The 19,345-nt window shown below is 61.9% G+C and carries 15 protein-coding genes and 1 other RNA gene; 10 read left to right on the top strand and 6 right to left on the bottom strand.

Features of this window, described 5'->3' with window-relative positions; translation table 11 throughout:
• Nucleotides 1-12 precede the first annotated feature (12 nt).
• From ccoS to LOY34_RS08295, 5 genes are all read left to right on the top strand, one after another.
• Nucleotides 13-225, top strand: a complete 213-nt coding sequence (ccoS, locus tag LOY34_RS08315; protein ID WP_010225999.1) for a cbb3-type cytochrome oxidase assembly protein CcoS — start codon at nucleotides 13-15, stop codon at nucleotides 223-225.
• A complete protein-coding gene (locus LOY34_RS08310; protein WP_195883408.1) occupies nucleotides 218-901 on the top strand; it encodes a sulfite exporter TauE/SafE family protein in 684 nt (227 codons plus the stop codon). Before ccoS ends, LOY34_RS08310 begins: the two co-directional genes overlap by 8 nt.
• Nucleotides 902-984: 83 nt before the next feature.
• Nucleotides 985-2,367, top strand: coding sequence for an oxygen-independent coproporphyrinogen III oxidase (gene hemN, locus LOY34_RS08305; protein WP_093385431.1), 1,383 nt, complete (start codon nucleotides 985-987; stop codon nucleotides 2,365-2,367).
• A gap of 118 nt (nucleotides 2,368-2,485) precedes the next feature.
• Nucleotides 2,486-3,220 (top strand): Crp/Fnr family transcriptional regulator FnrA, encoded by a 735-nt coding sequence (gene fnrA, locus LOY34_RS08300; protein WP_010226003.1) that lies wholly within the window; start codon nucleotides 2,486-2,488, stop codon nucleotides 3,218-3,220.
• Nucleotides 3,221-3,273: 53 nt separating this feature from the next.
• Nucleotides 3,274-3,822: an adenine phosphoribosyltransferase gene (locus tag LOY34_RS08295; protein ID WP_045200461.1), complete on the top strand. Its 549-nt coding sequence runs from the start codon at nucleotides 3,274-3,276 to the stop codon at nucleotides 3,820-3,822.
• 78 nt (nucleotides 3,823-3,900) lie between these two features.
• Here the strand turns inward: LOY34_RS08295 and recR are convergent, their stop codons facing one another.
• Nucleotides 3,901-4,503, bottom strand: coding sequence for a recombination mediator RecR (gene recR / locus LOY34_RS08290; protein WP_045200459.1), 603 nt, complete (start codon nucleotides 4,501-4,503; stop codon nucleotides 3,901-3,903).
• A 365-nt stretch (nucleotides 4,504-4,868) separates the two neighbouring features.
• On the opposite strand from recR, the gene LOY34_RS08285 reads away from it, so the two are divergent.
• The 4 genes from LOY34_RS08285 to LOY34_RS08270 all read left to right on the top strand — a co-directional run bounded on the left by LOY34_RS08285 (nucleotide 4,869) and on the right by LOY34_RS08270 (nucleotide 9,884).
• Complete coding sequence (locus tag LOY34_RS08285) at nucleotides 4,869-5,414, top strand: fimbrial protein (protein ID WP_045200457.1); 546 nt, start codon at nucleotides 4,869-4,871, stop codon at nucleotides 5,412-5,414.
• A 59-nt stretch (nucleotides 5,415-5,473) separates the two neighbouring features.
• Nucleotides 5,474-6,220: a fimbria/pilus periplasmic chaperone gene (locus tag LOY34_RS08280; RefSeq protein ID WP_195883407.1), complete on the top strand. Its 747-nt coding sequence runs from the start codon at nucleotides 5,474-5,476 to the stop codon at nucleotides 6,218-6,220.
• A 185-nt stretch (nucleotides 6,221-6,405) separates the two neighbouring features.
• Nucleotides 6,406-8,874, top strand: coding sequence for a fimbria/pilus outer membrane usher protein (locus tag LOY34_RS08275; RefSeq protein ID WP_195883406.1), 2,469 nt, complete (start codon nucleotides 6,406-6,408; stop codon nucleotides 8,872-8,874).
• Between the two features lie 17 nt (nucleotides 8,875-8,891).
• Complete coding sequence (locus tag LOY34_RS08270; RefSeq protein WP_195883405.1) at nucleotides 8,892-9,884, top strand: fimbrial protein; 993 nt, start codon at nucleotides 8,892-8,894, stop codon at nucleotides 9,882-9,884.
• 50 nt (nucleotides 9,885-9,934) lie between these two features.
• On the opposite strand, the gene LOY34_RS08265 is transcribed toward LOY34_RS08270, so the two are convergent.
• A complete protein-coding gene (locus tag LOY34_RS08265) occupies nucleotides 9,935-10,261 on the bottom strand; it encodes a YbaB/EbfC family nucleoid-associated protein (protein ID WP_010226011.1) in 327 nt (108 codons plus the stop codon).
• A 69-nt stretch (nucleotides 10,262-10,330) separates the two neighbouring features.
• Nucleotides 10,331-12,358, bottom strand: a complete 2,028-nt coding sequence (gene dnaX / locus LOY34_RS08260) for a DNA polymerase III subunit gamma/tau (RefSeq protein ID WP_258664551.1) — start codon at nucleotides 12,356-12,358, stop codon at nucleotides 10,331-10,333.
• 117 nt (nucleotides 12,359-12,475) lie between these two features.
• Between dnaX and LOY34_RS08255 the strand changes: the two genes are divergently transcribed.
• Complete coding sequence (locus LOY34_RS08255) at nucleotides 12,476-13,249, top strand: ABC transporter substrate-binding protein (protein WP_045200451.1); 774 nt, start codon at nucleotides 12,476-12,478, stop codon at nucleotides 13,247-13,249.
• Between the two features lie 4 nt (nucleotides 13,250-13,253).
• Here LOY34_RS08255 and LOY34_RS08250 read toward each other — a convergent pair whose 3' ends face one another.
• The 3 genes from LOY34_RS08250 to LOY34_RS08240 form a co-directional block, all read right to left on the bottom strand.
• Nucleotides 13,254-17,579 (bottom strand): dermonecrotic toxin domain-containing protein, encoded by a 4,326-nt coding sequence (locus tag LOY34_RS08250; protein ID WP_195883403.1) that lies wholly within the window; start codon nucleotides 17,577-17,579, stop codon nucleotides 13,254-13,256.
• 325 nt (nucleotides 17,580-17,904) lie between these two features.
• Nucleotides 17,905-18,001, bottom strand: an RNA gene (gene ffs / locus LOY34_RS08245) — signal recognition particle sRNA small type.
• Between the two features lie 116 nt (nucleotides 18,002-18,117).
• Nucleotides 18,118-19,290, bottom strand: a complete 1,173-nt coding sequence (locus tag LOY34_RS08240; RefSeq protein ID WP_195883402.1) for a putative zinc-binding metallopeptidase — start codon at nucleotides 19,288-19,290, stop codon at nucleotides 18,118-18,120.
• Nucleotides 19,291-19,345: the final 55 nt, after the last annotated feature.

Genomic DNA, 19,345 nt, shown 5'->3' with positions numbered 1-19,345 from the left:
CCAGGAGCCCCCATGCCCGCGCTTTACATCATGATCCCGGCGGCCCTGCTGATCGTCGCCATCGCCATCTACATCTTCTTCTGGGCGGTGGACAGCGGCCAGTACGACGACCTCGACGGCCCGGCCCACAGCATCCTCTTCGACGACCAGGACCCGCAGCACCAGGCAGCCATGGACGAGGCCGACGGCAAGAAACCCGACGACGGTACCCCGCCCCGTGACTGAACTTCTGCCCCTGCTCAGCTCGGCGTTGATTCTCGGCCTGCTCGGTGGTGGCCATTGCCTGGGCATGTGCGGCGGCCTGATGGGCGCGCTGACCCTGGCCATTCCCAAGGAGCAACGCAGCCGCCGCTTTCGCCTGTTGCTGGCCTACAACCTGGGGCGCATCCTCAGTTATGCCCTGGCCGGCCTGCTGCTCGGCCTGGCCGGCTGGGCGGTGGCCAACAGCCCGGTGGCGACCGCCATGCGCGTACTGGCGGCGCTGTTGCTGATCAGCATGGGCCTGTACCTGGCCGGCTGGTGGAGCGGCCTGACCCGTATCGAGGGCCTGGGCCGGGGCCTGTGGCGGTATATACAGCCGCTGGCCAACCGCCTGCTGCCGGTCTCCAGCCTGCCGCGCGCCCTGCTGCTGGGCGCCCTGTGGGGCTGGCTGCCGTGCGGGCTGGTGTATAGCACCCTGCTCTGGGCCGCGAGCCAGGGCAATGCCGCCGACAGCGCGCTGTTGATGCTGGCCTTCGGCCTGGGCACCTGGCCGGTACTGCTGGCCACCGGCCTTGCCGCCGAACGCACCAGCGCCCTGCTGCGCCAGCGGGGCGTGCGTATCGCCGGCGGCGTGCTGGTGATGCTGTTTGGCCTGTGGACCCTGCCAGGGCCACACCAGCACTGGCTGATGGGCCACTGAAGCGGCGTTGATACAAATCAACACGGGTTTGCCCGGCACTCCCTAGACTCCGGACACTGCTGCTCTTTCTGGGGACTGCCCGCATGCTCGACGTTCTTCGTTGGGACTCCGACCTGATTCGCCGCTACGACCTGGCCGGCCCACGCTACACCTCCTACCCGACCGCGGTGCAACTGCACAGCGAAGTCGGCTCCTTCGACCTGCTGCACGCCCTGCGTGACAGCCGTCGTGCCGTTCGCCCACTGTCGATCTATGTGCACGTGCCGTTCTGCGCCAACATCTGCTACTACTGCGCCTGCAACAAGGTCATCACCAAGGACCGTGGCCGCGCCGCGCCCTACCTGCAGCGCCTGGAGCAGGAAATCCAGCTGATCGCCTGCCACCTGGACCCCAAGCAGACCGTCGAGCAGTTGCACTTTGGCGGCGGCACCCCGACCTTCCTCAGCCACGTCGAGCTGCGCCAGCTGATGGCCCACCTGCGCCAGCATTTCAACCTGCTGGATGACGACTCCGGCGACTACGGCATTGAAATCGACCCGCGCGAGGCCGACTGGTCGACCATGGGCCTGCTCCGTGAGCTCGGCTTCAACCGCGTCAGCCTCGGCGTGCAGGACCTCGACCCGGTTGTGCAGCGGGCGATCAACCGCCTGCAGAGCCTGGAGCAGACCCGGGCGATCATCGAAGCAGCGCGCACCCTGCAATTTCGCTCGATCAACCTCGACCTGATCTACGGCCTGCCCAAGCAGACCCCGGAAGGTTTTGCCCGCACCGTCGAAGAAGTGATCAAGCTGCAGCCCGATCGCCTCTCGGTGTTCAACTATGCGCACCTGCCGGAACGCTTCATGCCCCAGCGGCGCATCGACAGCAACGAGTTGCCGGCCCCGGCGGCAAAACTGGAAATGCTCCACAACACCATCGAGCAACTGACCGCCGCTGGTTACGTGTACATCGGCATGGACCACTTCGCCCTGCCCGATGACGAGCTGGCGATTGCCCAGGAAGAGTCGACCCTGCAGCGCAACTTCCAGGGCTACACCACCCACGGGCATTGCGACCTGATTGGCCTGGGGGTCTCGGCCATCAGCCAGATCGGCGACCTCTATTGCCAGAACAGCAGCGACCTCAACACCTACCAGGACACCTTGTCCACCGCTCAACTGGCGACCAGCCGCGGCTTGATCTGCAGCGAGGATGACCGCCTGCGCCGGGCGGTGATCCAGCAATTGATCTGCCATTTCGAACTGGACTTCGCAACCATCGAGCGGGATTTCACCATTGACTTTCGCGGCTATTTCAACGACCAGTGGCCCGCCCTGCAGGCCATGCACAAGGATGGCCTGATCGAACTAGGCAACGACAGCATCAAGGTGCTGCCCGCCGGACGACTGCTGGTGCGATCGGTGTGCATGGTCTTCGATGCCTACCTGGACCTGCACAACCGCCAACGTTTCTCCCGGGTTATCTGAGGTTTTTTGTCGCAGTCTTGTCCCGCCTGGCCTCGGCACAATTGTCCAAGCTGGCCGAAACACCCTAGCCTGGGTTACCCTTACGGCTTATGTGTGCTTTCCCACAAGGATTGAAGAAATGTCCGAGCCAGTTAAACTGCGCCCCCATAACCAGGCCCATTGCAAGGATTGCAGCCTGGCGCCTCTGTGCCTGCCCTTGTCATTGAACTTGGAAGACATGGATGCACTGGATGAAATCGTCAAACGCGGGCGTCCGCTGAAAAAAGGCGAGTTTCTGTTCCGCCAGGGCGACAATTTTGGCTCGGTCTATGCGGTGCGCTCCGGCGCCCTGAAAACCTTCAGCCTGAGCGACAGCGGCGAAGAGCAGATCACCGGCTTCCACCTGCCCAGCGAACTGGTCGGCCTGTCCGGCATGGACACCGAAGCCTACCCGGTGTCGGCACAGGCCCAGGAAACCACCTCGGTGTGCGAGATTCCTTTCGAGCGCCTGGATGAGCTGTCGGTGCAACTGCCACAGCTGCGTCGCCAGCTGATGCGGGTGATGAGCCGGGAAATCCGCGACGACCAGCAAATGATGCTGCTGCTGTCGAAAAAGACCGCTGACGAGCGCATCGCCACCTTCCTGGTCAACCTTTCGGCGCGCTTCCGCGCCCGTGGTTACTCGGCCAACCAGTTCCGCCTGAGCATGTCACGCAACGAAATCGGCAATTACCTGGGCCTGGCGGTCGAGACCGTCTCACGGGTGTTCACGCGCTTTCAGCAGAACGGCCTGATCCAGGCCGAGGGCAAGGAAATCCATATCCTTGACCCGATTCAGCTGTGCGCCCTGGCCGGTGGTTCGCTGGAAAGCTGACCCCGCGGATAACAGGTATACTGGCGGGCATTCGTTTCTCAGGATACCCGCCCATGCCCAGCGCCACTTTCGACCTCAAAGCCCTGATCCGCCCCGTACCGGACTTCCCCAAGCCGGGCGTGATCTTTCGCGACATCACCCCGCTGTTCCAGTCGCCGCGGGGCCTGCGCCATGTCGCCGATGCCTTTATCGAACGCTATGTTGAAACCGAGTTCAGCCATATCGGCGCGATGGATGCGCGCGGCTTTCTGATCGGCTCGATCATCGCCCACCAGTTGAACAAACCCCTGATCCTGTTTCGCAAGCAAGGCAAGCTGCCGGCCGACGTGCTCGCCGAGGGCTACCAGACCGAGTACGGCGAAGCCTTCCTCGAAGTGCACGCCGACAGCCTCTGCGAAGGCGACTCGGTACTGATTTTTGATGACCTGATCGCCACCGGCGGCACCCTGCTGGCCGCCACCAAACTGGTACGGCGCATGGGCGCGCAGGTATATGAGGCGGCGGCGATCATCGATCTGCCGGAGCTGGGCGGCTCGCAGCGCCTGAACGACGTGGGTGTGCCGACCTTCTGCCTGACCGAGTTCTCGCTGAGCGAGTATTGACAGCATCGCGGGGCAAGCCCGCTCCCACAGGCTAAGGTTCTGTGGGAGCGGGCTTGCCCCGCGATTAAAGACCCAGGGTTACAGCGAGATCGGTTTGCGCCCGGCGAACGAATGCGCCAGGGTGCCGCCGTCGACCAGTTCCAGCTCACCGCCCAATGGCACACCGTGGGCGATGCGAGACGCGACCAGACCTTTGTCGGCCAGCAACTGGGCGATGTAATGGGCGGTCGCTTCACCTTCCACCGTCGGGTTGGTGGCCAGGATTACTTCGGTGAAGCTGCCCTGCTCCTCGATCCGCGCCATCAGTTGCGGAATGCCGATGGCTTCCGGGCCCAGGCCATCAAGCGGCGACAAGTGCCCTTTGAGCACGAAGTAACGGCCGCGATAGCCGGTCTGCTCGACGGCATAGACATCCATCGGTCCTTCTACCACGCACAGCAGCGTGTCGTCCCGGCGCGTGTCGGAACACTGCGGGCACAGCTCCTGCTCGGTCAGGGTCCGGCACTGGCGGCAATGCCCCACCCCTTCCATGGCCTGGTTCAAGGCCTGGGCCAGCCGGGTACCGCCACTGCGATCGCGCTCAAGTAGCTGCAAGGCCATGCGCTGGGCGGTTTTCTGTCCGACGCCAGGCAAGATGCGCAACGCGTCGATCAGCTGTCGGATAAGTGGACTGAAACTCATGGGAAAAGGCCTTGATACAAGTGAAGGCGGTTTATACCTGCCCGACTGGGCAACGTCAAATCTTACAGACATTAAGACTAGCCGCGTAAGAAGCTAATGTTTCTTTCAAGCTAACAGTAATATTGCCTACATCACATAAAGCATACCACCCCCTTTCTAACACTTCCTGCCTCACTCCTTTCTATAAACACCCAATCTTACAATACCCGGCTAAGTTCCCTCCGCCATCACCACCCTTCTTCCTACATCCAGCCAAACAAATAATCCGCATAATTTCCTGGCGCTCAAAAGCAAGTAAATATGTCTATGCAACACCTCATTTTACTTATCAACGCGCAATCTTAATTAATCCAGTTGGAAAAAAAATGAACACACGCATTTTCGCTCTTGCCCTGTCCTTACCTCTGTTGGCTGGCGTCACCCTCAATGCCCAGGCAACTGATGGCCTGATCGATTTCACCGGCAGCATCTCGGGCACCACTTGCACCATCAACGGCGGCCCTGGCGGCCAGAACTTCACTGTTGCCATGAGCCCGGCGCATACCACCGAATTCACTACTGTCGGCAGTATCGCCCAACCTCGCCCCTTCGAGATCTCCCTGACCAACTGTGTCGCTGGCACCAGCGGCCAAGTGGACATCGAGTTCCTGGGCGGCGCCAATGTGCAGAACGGCCGACTGAACATGGATGCCGGTCCTACCAGCGCAACTGGCGTGCAGTACCAACTGCTCAACCAGGCGGGCATTCCGATCATTATCGGCGGGGTAAGCGGTGGCCAAAACACTGTCCCCGTAGAACTGGTAGATGGCGCTGCGACCCTGCGCTACACCAGCCAGTACTACGCTTCCGCCGCAGCGGTCACCCCGGGTGCCGCCAACTCCCGCGTTCAGTACGTGATCAATCTGCCGTAATGAACCAGCAGGCGCGCCTTGCGCGTCTGCTACCCCCAATCAGGTCGGATATCGCTTTCATGACTCGCTTTTCTTCCTTCCTGCTGGCTGCCCTCGCGCTACTGGCGGCCAGCGCACCCGCGCATGCCAGCGTTGTAATTACCGGCACCCGTATCATCTTTGCGGCACAAGAGCGCGAGGCTACCGTCAACCTCCTCAACAATGGCAAAGACCCCAGCCTGGTTCAGGTCTGGGTAGACGATGGCGATTCCCGAGCAGCACCCGAGACTCTACAGGTCCCCTTTACCGTAACGCCGGCGCTGGCCCGCATCGAACCTGCTCAAGGGCAGAGTATTCGCCTGTTGCACACCGGCAGCCCGATGGCCAGTGATCGAGAGTCAATCTTCTGGTTCAACATGTTAGAAGTCCCCCCAAAAGCCAAAGACAGCAACGTCCTGCAACTGGCCTTTCGTACCCGCATCAAGCTGCTGTACCGCCCACAAGGCCTGCCAGGCAAGCCCGAGGACGCACCCGCCCTGGTAACCTGGCACCGAGCGCCTGGCCAGGACGGCAAGCCGCACACGCTGGTTGGCCGCAACCCAACGGCCTACTTTGTCAATCTCGGGGAAATAAAAGTCGAATTCAACGGCCAGTCGACGTCCTTGGGCACCGGCTATATTGCACCTTATTCGCTGGCACACTTCAGCCCTTCGGCACCTATTAATCCAAGCGCAACCATCAACTTTACCAGCATTAATGATTATGGCGCAGGCCATAACAATAGCGCGCCCCTAAGTGCAGTGACGGCTACTACACCCAGCCCATAGCCTTACTCCTTATCTGACACTCCGGGCGGTCTCGAAGTTTTCGTGCGTGCCCAGGTTTACTATTGGCACTTCTGAAAATGACGATAATGTTATTGCACTTTCGCTCGCATCGAAAAAGCTCAGCTTCGTTAGTAAGCCGATTACCCGTTGGCCTGGCCAGCCTGTTGCTTTGGCAAGTACCGGTCATGGCCGACACACCTTCGTCCGCACTTGTCGAGTTTGAACCGGCGTTTCTGGGCAACGGTAGTACCTCCCCCGTGGACCTCTCGCGCTATCAGCGACGCAACATCACAAGCCCCGGAACCTACAGCGTGGATGTGCTGGTCAACGATAACTGGCACGGGCGCATGAACCTCAGCTTCAAGGCCTGGCCCGGTAAAGAAGAAGCCCTGGCCTGTTTCGACAACGCTTTGCTGGAGCGTCTGGGCCTGGATATCAGCAAGTTCAGCCCGCAGGCGCAACAGCAGCTGCTTGCCGTCGATACCTGCATCCCCCTGGACGGCGCACTTGACGATGCCAGCAGCCGTCTGGATTTTGCCAGCCAACGCCTGTACCTGTCGGTACCGCAAATCGCGGTCAAGCGCAGTGCGCGTGAAACAGTCGACCCGGCGCAATGGGATGAGGGCATAACGGCGGGTTTTCTCAATTACAACCTCAACAACTACAGCACCCGGCACCGCAATCAGGATAATTCGCGCCAGACCTACCTGGGCTTGGGCGCCGGGCTCAACATCGGGCCATGGCGCCTGCGTCATGACGGTTCACTGAACTGGAGCGACCAGGGCCAGCAGCGCTATCAGAGCATTGCCAGCTATGCCCAACGCGATATCACGCCCTGGCGCTCGCAACTGACCCTGGGCGAAAGCTACACCTCGGGCGAGCTGTTCGACTCATTGAGTTTCACCGGCATACGCCTGGCCAGCGACAATCGTATGCTCCCCGCCTCGCAGCGCGGCTATGCCCCCGTAGTCCGCGGGATTGCCAGCAGTAATGCCCGGGTGGTGGTCCGCCAACGCGGCGTGACCCTGCATGAAACCACTGTGGCGCCAGGCGCCTTCGAAATCGATGATTTGTATGCAACCGGCTACGGTGGCGATCTGGAGGTCACGGTAACCGAGGCCGACGGCCGCGAACATAGCTTCTCCGTGCCGTACGCTGCTGTTCCGTTATCCTTGCGCGCCGGTGCCAGTCGCTTCAGTGCAACCCTGGGCACCCTGCGCAATCAGGCACTGGACAGTGACCCGGTATTTGTCGAAGGCACCTGGCAATATGGCCTGAACAACCTGGTCAGCACCTACAGCGGCATGACCCTGGCATCAGGGTATGGCTCGGCCTTGTTCGGTGGCAGCCTGAACACCGAGCTTGGTGCGTTCGGCGCCGACCTCACCCAGGCCCGCACCCATCTGCCCGGGCTCGGCAGCCAGCAAGGCCAGAGCCTGCGCCTGAGCTACGCCAAGACCCTGAGTGAAACCGACACACAAATCGCTCTGGCGACCTATCGCTACTCGACCCGCGGCTTTTATGGCCTGGAAGACGCCCAGTTGAGCCGCCAGTTCCTGCGCGATGCAGGCGATCAGCGCCACCAGCGTCATCGCAACCGCACGACCCTGTCGCTGGCGCAACCGCTGGCCGAGCACTATGGACAGTTGCACTTGAGTGCCTCGGCATCCAGCTATTGGGACCATGCCGGCAGCGACGTCAACTATTCGATCGGCTACAGCAATCACTACAAGACGCTGGGCTATACCCTCAGCAGCACCAGGGAACGTGACCGCTTCGGGCGCGCCGACAACACCTATTCCCTGAGCTTGTCCCTGCCCCTGGGCGGCGAACGCGCGCGTAGCCTCAGCAGCAGTATTTCCAGGGACGGCAGAGGCAACAGCCGGGCCCAGGCCACGCTCACCGGCGCCCTCAGTGCCGATCAGCAGGTCAACTATGGCATCACCGCCAGCCAGGATCGCTCCGATGGCCTGAACAACCATACGCTGAGCAGCAATGTACTGTACCGCGGCTCTGCCGCCGAACTCAGTGCATCGATCAGTCAGGGCCGGCGTACCTCACAAGCCTCGCTCGGCCTGCGCGGCGCCATTGTCGCCCACGCCGATGGCATGACCTTGTCGCAACCCTTGAGTGAGACCTTCGGGTTGATTCAGGCCAAAGATGCCGATGGCGCTCGGGTGATTTCGGCTTCCGCGCTGAAAGTCGACAGCAGCGGCTACGCGGTCGTCCCGAACCTTACGCCTTACCAACGCAATACGGTTGCCATTGACCCCAAGGGCTTGTCGACCGATGTCGAGCTGCAATCGAGCAGCCAGCAGACCGTGCCGCGCGCCGGCGCCATTGCGTTGCTGGTGTTCCAGACCCGCTCCGGACGTTCGGCCGTCATCCATGCCCGCCAGGCCGATGGCCAGCCGCTGCCGTTTGGCGCCGCAGTACTGGATAGCCAAGGTAACGAGCTGGGCGCGGTGGGCCAGGGTAGCCAATTGTTTGTCCGCGGCCTGCAGGATGCAGGTGAGTTGATCGTGCGCTGGGACAGCGGCCTGGCAGGCAACTGCCGAATTACCTATGCCCTGCCCGCCGCCACGAAAAAAGCCGCGAACGCTGCACCACAGAACATTCACTCCGTTTGCCTCGCACCCCCAGCCCACCCTTGACCCGCCGAGACCTGCCCATGTTTTGTTCTCTACCCGCGCGCCTCGCCGGCGCTACAGGATTGTTGCTGCTGGCCCACAGCGGTATCAGCGCCGCCAGCTGTGTACATATCGGCTCAACACCATCTCAGGCGTTTATCACCATAGACTCGAGATTGATGGTGTCTGCCGCAGACCCGGTCGGCACGGTGATTTATGACAGCAACACCCGGTTCGCGACACGCATGGCCTACCGTTGCTCAGCCGCCCATGGGCAGCGCGCCGGCTTTACCCAGGGCTTCACTCACATCGGTGAGGGCATTCATCAAACCAACCTGGAGGGTATCGGTATCAAGATCACCGGTTCCGAAACCGGCGCCAGTCGTTTTTTCAGCTGGCCGGTTCCTACCATCCCACATTCGGCCGGCACTACCGACGTAACGCCTTGGTACAGACTGCAGTTGATCAAGACCGGACCGGTAACCAGTGGGGTGCTGTTTTTCCCCCAGACAATCATTAGCCACACCTTTGAGCCGCATCATATCCCGGCCAATACCGCCAGGCTGACGATGGTGCAAACCCGAGTAGAGGTTGTTTCGGCCGATCCCACCTGCGCCGTCGACCCCGGTTCGAAAACCATCCCCGTTAACCTGCGGGATCATCCAGCAGGGTTCTTCGACGCTGTTGGCAAGGTTACCGCACCCCAGCCACTTGAAATCCGCCTCAACTGTGCCGGCGGCAGTAGCGGCAGCCGCCTCAACGTCAGCTATACCGTCAGCGACGCCAGCAACCCGGGCAACCAGACCTCCATCATCAGCCTGGCCAGTCACGCTACTGCACGTGGCATCGGCATTCGCTTGTTGCGTAGCGACAACACCCCGATCGTGCTGGGCACCCGGCAACCGGGCGGTACGGTCGGAGCAGGCCCGATAACGCATCGCATACCCCTGCTCGCGCAGTATGTGCAAACCGCATCCCGGGTAACCCCAGGCTCCGCGCCAGGCCGGGCGACATTTCTGATGAGTTATGACTGAGCAGAAAAAAGCCAGGCAATAGCCTGGCTTTTATTTACGCTGCGACCGCCTCAGAACGGCATCTTGAAGCCCGGCGGCAACTGCATGCCGGCGGTCATGCCGCCCATTTTTTCCTGGCTGTTGGCTTCGACCTTGCGCACCGCGTCGTTGACGGCGGCGGCGATCAGGTCTTCGAGCACTTCCTTGTCTTCCTGCATCAGGCTGTCGTCCAGGCTGATGCGCTTGACGTCGTGACGACCGGTCATCACCACGCTGACCAGGCCGGCACCGGATTGGCCAGTCACTTCGGCGTTGGCCAGTTCTTCCTGCATCTTGGCCATTTTTTCCTGCATCTGCTGGGCCTGCTTCATCAGGCCGGCCATGCCACCTTTCATCATGGGGTTCACCTCAACTATTAGCTTACGGGGTGCGGCGAGGATCGGGCCCGGGCCGCTGCTGTTTTTCCGTTACTCGCCCTGGGCAACCGGGGCGTCGACAGGTTCAATCGTATCGTGGCGGACCATGGCGCCGAACTGCTGGATCATCTGCTGGATCAGGGGATCATCCTCGATCGAGGCCTCGGCCAGGCCCTGGCGCTCGGCGCGTTTGCGGGCTGCGGCCTGGGCGGGGGTTTCCTGCTCCGGGCGAATCAGCTCGATGGTCAATTTGAGCGTACGGCCCAGGTGCTGGTTCAACGCATCGTTCAGGCGCCGCTGTTGCGTGCTGTTAAACAGGGCGCTGTGGGCCGGGTCCAGGTGCAGCAGCCAGTCGTCGCCTTCGGCGCTGATCAGCGTACAGTTGGCGGCGATATTGCCGGTCATCCCGGAAATCGGCAACTGCGGGAACAATTCCAGCCATTTCAGCGCCAGCCCCGTGGCCGGTTGCGCGGCCGGCAAGGGCTCGGCCGGTGGCGCGTCGACTTCGTGGGCATGCTCGATGGCCAGCTCGTCCAGATAACTGTAGCTGGCCGGGTCCATTTCCGGCTCGTAATAATCTTCGTCCAGCGGCGGTTCGTCGTCGCGGTCCATGCCGGCCGGGCTGTAGCCGATACCGTCGTCGGGCGTCGGCATATCCACTGCGGTTGCCTGCTGAACCGGCGCCGGCGGCGCTTCAACGACAAGCGGTTCAGGCTCGACCTCGACCTCGACCTCGACCTCGACCTCGACCTCGACCTCGACGGCGACAGGATCGTTCCAGGGCAGATCGACCACCGGCTCAGGCGCAGAGACCCCGACAGGGGTGGGCTCTGGCTCTGCAACGGGTTCCGGTTCCGGTTCAGCAACCACAGGCACCGGTGCAACCGCCATGGCTGGCGCAGCCTGGGGGGCTACTGCCACCGCGTTTGCAGAATCAGCTGTGGCCTGGCTGATCCCCACCGGCTTTAGCACCGGTCTCGGTGCATCGTCGCTGTCGGCGGGGCGGAACGCCAGCATGCGCAGCAGGACCATTTCAAAGCCGCCACGCGGATCTGGTGCCAATGGCAGGTCGCGACGGCCGATCAGGCCCATCTGGTAATAAAACTGCACATCTTCGGCCGGCAATGCCTGGGCCAAAGCCAGCACCCGGTCACGATCGCCCTGGCCGTTGTCAACTGCCTCAGGCAGCGCCTGGGCAATGGCCACGCGGTGCAGCACATTGAGCATTTCGGCGAGCACGCCGTTCCAGTCCGGCCCCTGCTCGGCCAAATGACGAACGGCTTCGAGCAAGGCCCGGGCGTCACCTTCGAGCAACGCCTGCAGTACGCCATACACCTGGCCATGATCCAGAGTGCCGAGCATCGCCCGCACATCTGCGGCCAACACCTTGCCTTCACCGAAGGCGATGGCCTGGTCGGTCAGGCTCATGGCGTCGCGCATCGAGCCGTCCGCGGCGCGGCCGAGCAGCCACAGGGCGTCGTCTTCGAAGGGGACGTTTTCGGCCCCGAGCACATGGCTCAGGTGCTCGACGACCCGTTCGGGGGTCATGTTCTTCAGCGAGAACTGCAGGCAGCGCGAGAGGATGGTCGCCGGCAGTTTCTGCGGGTCGGTGGTGGCGAGGATGAACTTGACGTAGGGCGGCGGCTCTTCCAGCGTCTTCAGCAAGGCGTTGAACGAGTGGCTGGAGAGCATGTGCACTTCGTCGATCAGGTAGACCTTGAAGCGCCCGCGGCTCGGTGCGTACTGCACGTTGTCGAGCAGCTCGCGGGTGTCTTCGACCTTGGTGCGGCTGGCGGCGTCGATTTCGATCAGGTCGACAAAGCGCCCCTCGTCAATCTCCCGGCACACCGAGCAGGTACCGCAAGGCGTCGAGGTGATGCCGGTTTCGCAGTTAAGGCACTTGGCGATGATCCGCGCAATGGTGGTCTTGCCCACACCGCGGGTACCGGTGAACAGGTAGGCATGGTGCAGGCGCTGGTTGTCCAGCGCGTTGATCAAGGCCTTGAGCACATGGGTCTGGCCGACCATTTCGCGGAACGAGCGCGGACGCCATTTACGTGCAAGAACCTGATAACTCATCGAAAACCGTCGCGACTGCAAGCTGAAGACCGCTAATCGTAGCGGAGCGGGGGCAAAATTGCACCCTGCCGATCTCGGCTAAGCTGTCAGGCGGGCCGGCATCAGGGAGGATGCAGCATGTGGCGAATCGTGGGTGCACTGCTGCTGATCAGTTCTGCCAGCTTCGCGCAGCAACCGGTGCTGCGCTTTTCGGTGGCCGAGAGCTGGACCATGCCGCTGATTCGGGTGGAGCAGGAGCAGCCGGTCGAAGGTATTTTGCATGACCTGATGCTCGCTGTTGCCCGCGAGGTCGGGCATCACCCCGAATTTCACGTCCTCCCGCGCCTGCGCCTGCAGCAAGCCATGGACAACGGCGATGTCGATGTGCGCTGTTATGTTGCCCAGTCCTGGCTGAACACTACCTCGGATGCCTATTTGTGGAGCCTGCCGCTGTTTCAGCAACGCGACTGGCTGGTCGGTCAACCCGACCAGACACCGCCGCTGACGCCCACGCAATTGGCGCCCCAGGCCATTGGCACCGTGCTCGGCTACACCTACTCGACCATCGAACCGCTGTTTGCCAGCGGCCATTTGCATCGCGAGGACAGCCGCAATCAACTGTTGGTGCTGAACAAGTTGCACGCCCGCCGTTACCACTATGCCATCAGCAACCAGCTGTCGCTTGACTGGTTCAACCGGCAACTCCCTTCTGAGCAGCAACTGCGCCCGCTGACTGTGGTCGAGGAGCAGACCCTGGCCTGCCTGGTGCGTAACGATCCGGCCTTGCCGGTCCAAGGCATCCTGCAGGCCTTGCTGCGATTAAAAGCGTCCGGGGAGATTGAACGAATGATCGAGCGCTATACACACATCCGTGGACAACCGCCCCAATCAAGCTCCCCGCCGCCCTCATGACCGATCAGCCACCGGGGGCAGCCGGTATGCCCAGCGCTTCGCGGGTCAACCGCAGCAACAGCGCGGCCTCATCCATCGCCTGTTGCAACTGCCGGCCGCGTTCAAGCTGCAAACGTTCGGCCTCGGGCAGGCTGGCCTCGCGTAACCGTTGCGCAGCGCTGAGCTGATTGAAGCGGGTATCCAGTTCAAGCCACGCCGAGGCATGCCGCTGATGCAGGTACTCGACCCAGTTCGGTTGCCTGGTCATGAAGCGCGGCAAGCGCGCCTGTACCTGCGCCCCTTGCACATGGGCCAGCGCCGCGTCGAGCTGCGCGGTTGAAAGGGCAAGATCGGTGAGGATCAGATCCCGGGCATCGCCCGGCAACGCAAGCCGCCCGTACAGCTCTTGTTGGTAAAGCAACTGCAACTCGTCTCTGCGCGCAAACAGTTCGGGCTCCAGCAGCACCTGATCGATCACAAAGCGCCGCAACTCCTCACGATTGAAGGAGGCCCGGGCGAAATCCAGCAGTTGTCGCGGCCCGTGCTCCTGCAAGGCATCCAGCAAGGCGCGATGCCCTTGAACCCTGCTTTCCAGATTCTCAAACGCCAGCAACGGATGACCTATGCTCTGTTGCGGATCACCGGCAAAGCGCAACAGGTCTTCGGCCATCGGCCCTTCGACGGCGTAATGCAAGATCCCCGCGACCCGTGTGCGCATCGACTCTGACTGCTCCTGCGCTTCGACGGTCTGGGCCAAGCGCTCCAGGACTGTCATCAAATTGCCGGCCTGGGGCTCGTTGCGCAGTCGCTGCCAATACTCGACAAGCTGGCGGTTGGCAGACGCCGGAGCAGTCCAGAATTGTTGTGCGGCATCACCGCCCGGCAACCGCACAGGCGTCGGCGGCGCCTGTAGCCGACGTAGCCGTCGATACTGCTCGTCGGTCAATGCATTACCTTCCAGCTCGATCATGCGCAAAAAACTGCGTGGTTCTTCAAGGAAGTGTTCGGGCAACTGGCTGATCTGGTTGTCGCTCAGGTCGACCCACTCCAGCCTTGAGCGATCGTGCAGGCTTTCCGGCACGCGGGTGATCTCGGTATTGTTCAAGGTCAGGATACGTAGCTGGGGCAGCCTGCTCACATCGGGCGGGATGCCCAGAGGGTTGCCCTCCAGGTGGAGGCTGTCCAGATTCAAAAGATCACCTATTCGCGCGGCATCGCGGGCATCAAGCACAATCCGGTTGTTGCTCATGCGCAGGTTTTGCAGGCTCAGGCGATTTTCGATTGCGGGCGGAATCAGGGCCAGCTCATTACCGGAAAGATCCAGATAACGAAGACGGCCAAAGTGGGCGAGAAACTCCGCCGGCACGGTCGCCAGGTTCATGCCTGCCATGTCCAGCTCCAGCACATGATGCAGGTCCACCGCCTGCAACTCGGGCAATTCGCCAACCATCAGGCCTCCCAGATCCAGGCGATAACCCAGGGTTCGCCCTAATGGCGTGCGTATGCTCAGCGACTGGTGACGCCAGGCCTGGACCAGGCGCTCGCTGAATTGCTGGCGACCGAGCGCCTGCTCACTGTCCACTGAAGCACCTTGCCAGCGCCGCAGCCCGGATTGCAGCCCTTGCAACTCTTCGCGACGGCGCTGCAACAGCGCGCGGGCCTCGGCGGGTCGAGCACGATAGGGCTCAAGGTAAGCGGCGATCTCTTCAGCTGAATAGTCAGGGTAAAGCTCAAGGATTTCTTCTTCAATGGAACGGGGTGACACCGGGAGCCGTGCCCCGCCCCCACTCAGGGCATAGCCCAGGCGACCATCGGCAAAACGCTGAAGCGGCGTCCACCACCGCTCATGTACGCCCCCCAATACGCGTCCAACCATGGCCCGCTGTGCACCGGCCTGTACGCCAAGCTGACGGCGCAAGGCCGGCAGATCTTCTGCAACGTCCAGCCCGGCCAGTTCCCACGCCAGCTCAAGCAGGTCGCGAGGCGCAGCTTCAGGCCGTTGACCGTCGATGTACAGGTCGCCTCGGCGGATCAGGGTCGGGCCGTGCACCGCAGGACCTACCCCTTCGATACCGAGTTCCAGCGCCGCAGGCCAGCGCGGGTCCTGCATCAGCATATGCAGCAGCAGCTTGTCACAATCAGTGTTGGCCATTTGCGGCCAGAAAAACCCCTCCAGCGCATGCGCCAGCCGTGTCTCACTCAAAGCTTGCCGCGCCTGCCTGGCCAGCCGCAGGGGCACACGACGGCTGTCAGCCATGCGCAAGCGCTCAGCGCTGGTGGCACTGGCTTCGATTTCCTCGACCATGGCCGGCTCCAGGCCAGGGAAATCACGCGCCACCAGCGACGATGCAGGTGGCCGCTCGGCGGCCAGGCAGTGCTCGAAAAATCGCCGCCAGTTCGCCTTGAGCCACTCCTGCACTTGCCCTTGCGGCACCGGCTCATCCGCCGAAGAAGGCATCAGTTGCAACGCGCGCATCAACAAACTTTCATCGGCTACGGCTGCCGGGTTTTGCAACTGCTGGCTAAAACGCTGCAGGCGCCGCTGCAGCCGCGCCCGCTCGCAGGCGTCCACAAGAGCCCCGCCGGGTGGAAGCCGATGCAGATGCAATTGACGCAACTGTGCTTCATCGGCACCACTGACGGCGAGTACCGAAGTTACCTCCTCATCGCCGAGATCTTCAACACTGGGGCCCAGGCGACGAAACAGGTACTGACTGCCTTGCCAGCGGTGTGGACTGTCAAAGCGGCTGCGCCAGGCGCCCTTGCCATTGTGCTCCAGCACCGGCGCCCAAGCGCCACTGCGCACGGGATGGCGAATGCGCCAGCTCCCCGTCTCGGCGTCTTGCTCGACGCGATAGAAACTGTCCTCGATGCGCACAACCTGTTGTTCACCGATCTGGTAAATACCTTGCTCGGACGCCGTCCCGGCAATCGTCGAGTCCAGGTCAAGGGCATAGGGCTTAAGGTCAGGCAAGCAAAGACGTAGCGCGCCATTGTCCTTTCTCACCAGGGCCAGCGCCTTGAACAGCGCCGAGTTGCGTACCAGCGTTGCCGCCGTGCCGACAACGACTGCTCCGGCCGCCAGCCCGGCCACTTCGCCAACAACATGGGTAAGGCAATTGAACGCCTCATGACGATCACCTTCGGCCCAATCATCCAGCCCGGTAAACACCTCTTTCATCAATTGACTGGCCACCACCCCGAACAGCACCTCACCTAAACCTGGCACCACAAAGGCCGCCAGACCCAGCACATCCAGGCCAATTTCCAACGCCTTGTCCAGCGCGGCCTGGCGTTCGCTGGCATCCAGCGTTGCGGTGGGCACCGCGATGAAACGGGCATCATCCTGAAGCTGCTCCAGGCACTGATTGAACAAGTCCTCGAACAGCGGCTCCGGCCGCAGGATGGCATCCAGCGCCAAGGACGGACTGGACAGCGCCACTCGCTGGCCATTGCGCTGTTCAAACAGCCGGTTTTGCAGCTGCGTATGAAGCTCCGGCCATTGACGACGCAATGCCAAACGCATAAAGAACTGCCGGTAGCTGTCCCGGGAGAGCTTGCCGGCCAGGTCCTGCTCGAACTCATCCCAACCGGCGTACTCCTTGAGGGGTGAAAACGGGTCCTGGGGGATGTGCACCAGCAAGCGGACCCAGGACCGCTGAATCGCGGCCAGATGCCCCAGCGGCTGAAAACTGAACTCGAAGACACTGACCCCACGCAGTTCGATCCCCGCCAGCTTCAGCCGTTTGAGCCGTAGCGGCACGCCCTGCTCCTGGATCCCGGTCTTGAGCTCACTGATTTCAAGCACTTGCTTGTACATTGCCGCGCTGATTGCCCCGCGCATCAGCGCCACATGAGCATCGACCTGCAAGGCGTAACGGTCACACTCGCGGAACAGCTCACGGGTCGACTGGGGAATACCGACAACGCCATCGGGATCGAACACCGAGTCAATGTGTTTTTGATACTGCCCACCCAGATCCAGTTCGCGGCAGAACCTGACGAAATCCAGAACACTGACGCCCTGCACTCGCCTACCGGCATGCCGAAAGGATGACATCCTGACCAGGGCGCTATCACTCTGCTGCTCAGCGGCAGTGAAATTGTGCAAGGCCGCTTGCAGCAATCCCTGCTCGGTGTAATTTCGTTGCCAGAGCCATTTAAGACCGGGGGCTTGCCAGCCACCCATGAGCCGATTGACGCGAATCAAACGATCGCCAGTAGGTTTGAGTCTTGAACCGAAGCGTCGACGCAACGCCTCGTCGAATCGCGCCTGGGCAAACACCTGAACCGACTGCAGTGGCGCCAGCAAGCGGGCCCGCGCCGCCCGACTGGCCTCGCAGGCACGCATGCTGACACTCAGCTTTGCCAACAGTGCTGGCGGAGCAGAACGCAACCAGGCAGGTAGCTGCTGGCGAAGGAATTCGAGATTGAGACTGGCGGCGGAAAAATCCGCAGGTGATGTGGCCGCTGATGGTACTTGCTCGGGGGCTGACATGAAGATTCTCCCTGTAGGTCCAAAACCACAGACACTACGGGGCTGTCGAGCAGCCACGGCACTACAGGGTTATCGCACACACGCGCGAAAACCGGCAACGTAGGTTGTTGGACCAGCGTTTTGGAAAAATCTTCGAGAAGAGATGATGCAGAGCGCCAACAGGCAAGATGGGTGGCGACCCCACCAGCCACACCCCGGCACACAATGTTCCCGCTGTGGCTGCTTCCTTCCGGATCTGACCAGGTTCACGGGTAATCGTTGCGGGGGGACCGATGGGGTCACCATAACGCATGCTCATCTGGCGACGAGCCGCGCCATTGTACCGGCATCAACTCAAGATACAACCACTAAATTTAAAAAAACCATCACCACTCAATGACTTGGCATTGCTTCACGGGAGCGCAGCACCCGCTTGGTCGGCTATCGGTGACGTTGGCTGGGTGACCCGCAGGTGGATAAAGTGCAGCTTGGCAACCACCGGCTTACCCAGCACGAACGGATAGAGATCCACCTGGCCCATGCTGCGCGACAGCTCATTGAGCATTGCTGACAGCTCGACCCAGGCATTGATAAAGGCGAGAAACTCCTTTGCCCCGGGGTCGTCCGGGCGATAGAGGTCCTCACGCGTGAACGGCGGGAAGTCCAGCTCCAGGCTGCTGGCATTCATGCCCAGTGCCAGCGCGGTGTCGAGCGCATCGGTCATGTGCAGGTAGTGCGCCCAGGTTTCAGCCCAGTCTTCCCAGGGGTGCATGGTCGCATAGGCACTGACGTGAGCAGCCGCCCAATCACTTGGCGCCCCTTGCTGATAGTGACGTTCCAGCGCCTCGCTGTAGCTTTCGCGCTCGTCACCGAACAGGTCACGAAAGCCGTCGAGCCAATGGCTGTCGGCAATCAGACGATCCCAATAGTAGTGACCGACTTCATGACGCAGGTGGCCCAGCAGGGTGCGATAGGGTTCGTGCAGTTGCACGCGCACCCGCTCGCGCCAGTCATCATCGGCCTCGCGCACGTCGAGAGTAATCAGGCCATTGGCATGGCCGGTGATGGGCGCGTTGCCCTCAAGATCGACGCCGATGAAATCAAAGGCCAGGCCCGGGCCGTCCTGCGCGCTTTTCGGCTCCACCGGCAAGCCCAGGTGCAACAGCTGCGCGGTCAGCCGGCGCTTGGCGGTTTCCAGCTTGCGCCAGCGCGGGTGATTTTCAGCAATGCCAAGGTCGGGGATGGTGCGGTTCAGGCGACAGGCCAGGCACAGGTTGTCGGGCTCATGCTCGGCCAGCAGCCAGTTGCAGGCCGCCGGGGTGTCAAGGTTGGCACAGCGACGCAGCGACCCGGCTTCAGGCTCGCCATCGAGCAGCCAGAGCCCCTCTGCAGGGCCGGGCGACAGGCTGGCGACACGGTTACTGAGCGGCCAGTAGCCCAGTGCCGACTGACAGGCCAGGCACTGGCTGTTGCGAAAGAACACCGACTGCCCACACCGGCATTGCCAGACCCGATCCGGACGTTGTTGCTGGCTGACGAAGGGCGCCGCGATCCTGGCGCCCAGCTGTTCGAAAAAACGGTACATGGCGATCCCTCCTGGCTGCCTGCCAAGACTAGACCATGGCGAACGCCACCAGTGC

It is taken from the genome of Pseudomonas sp. B21-009 (genome assembly GCF_024749345.1).
GTDB lineage: Bacteria > Pseudomonadota > Gammaproteobacteria > Pseudomonadales > Pseudomonadaceae > Aquipseudomonas.
Note: the sequence above shows the minus strand (reverse complement) of the source record. Positions and strands in the feature narration are given on the sequence as shown.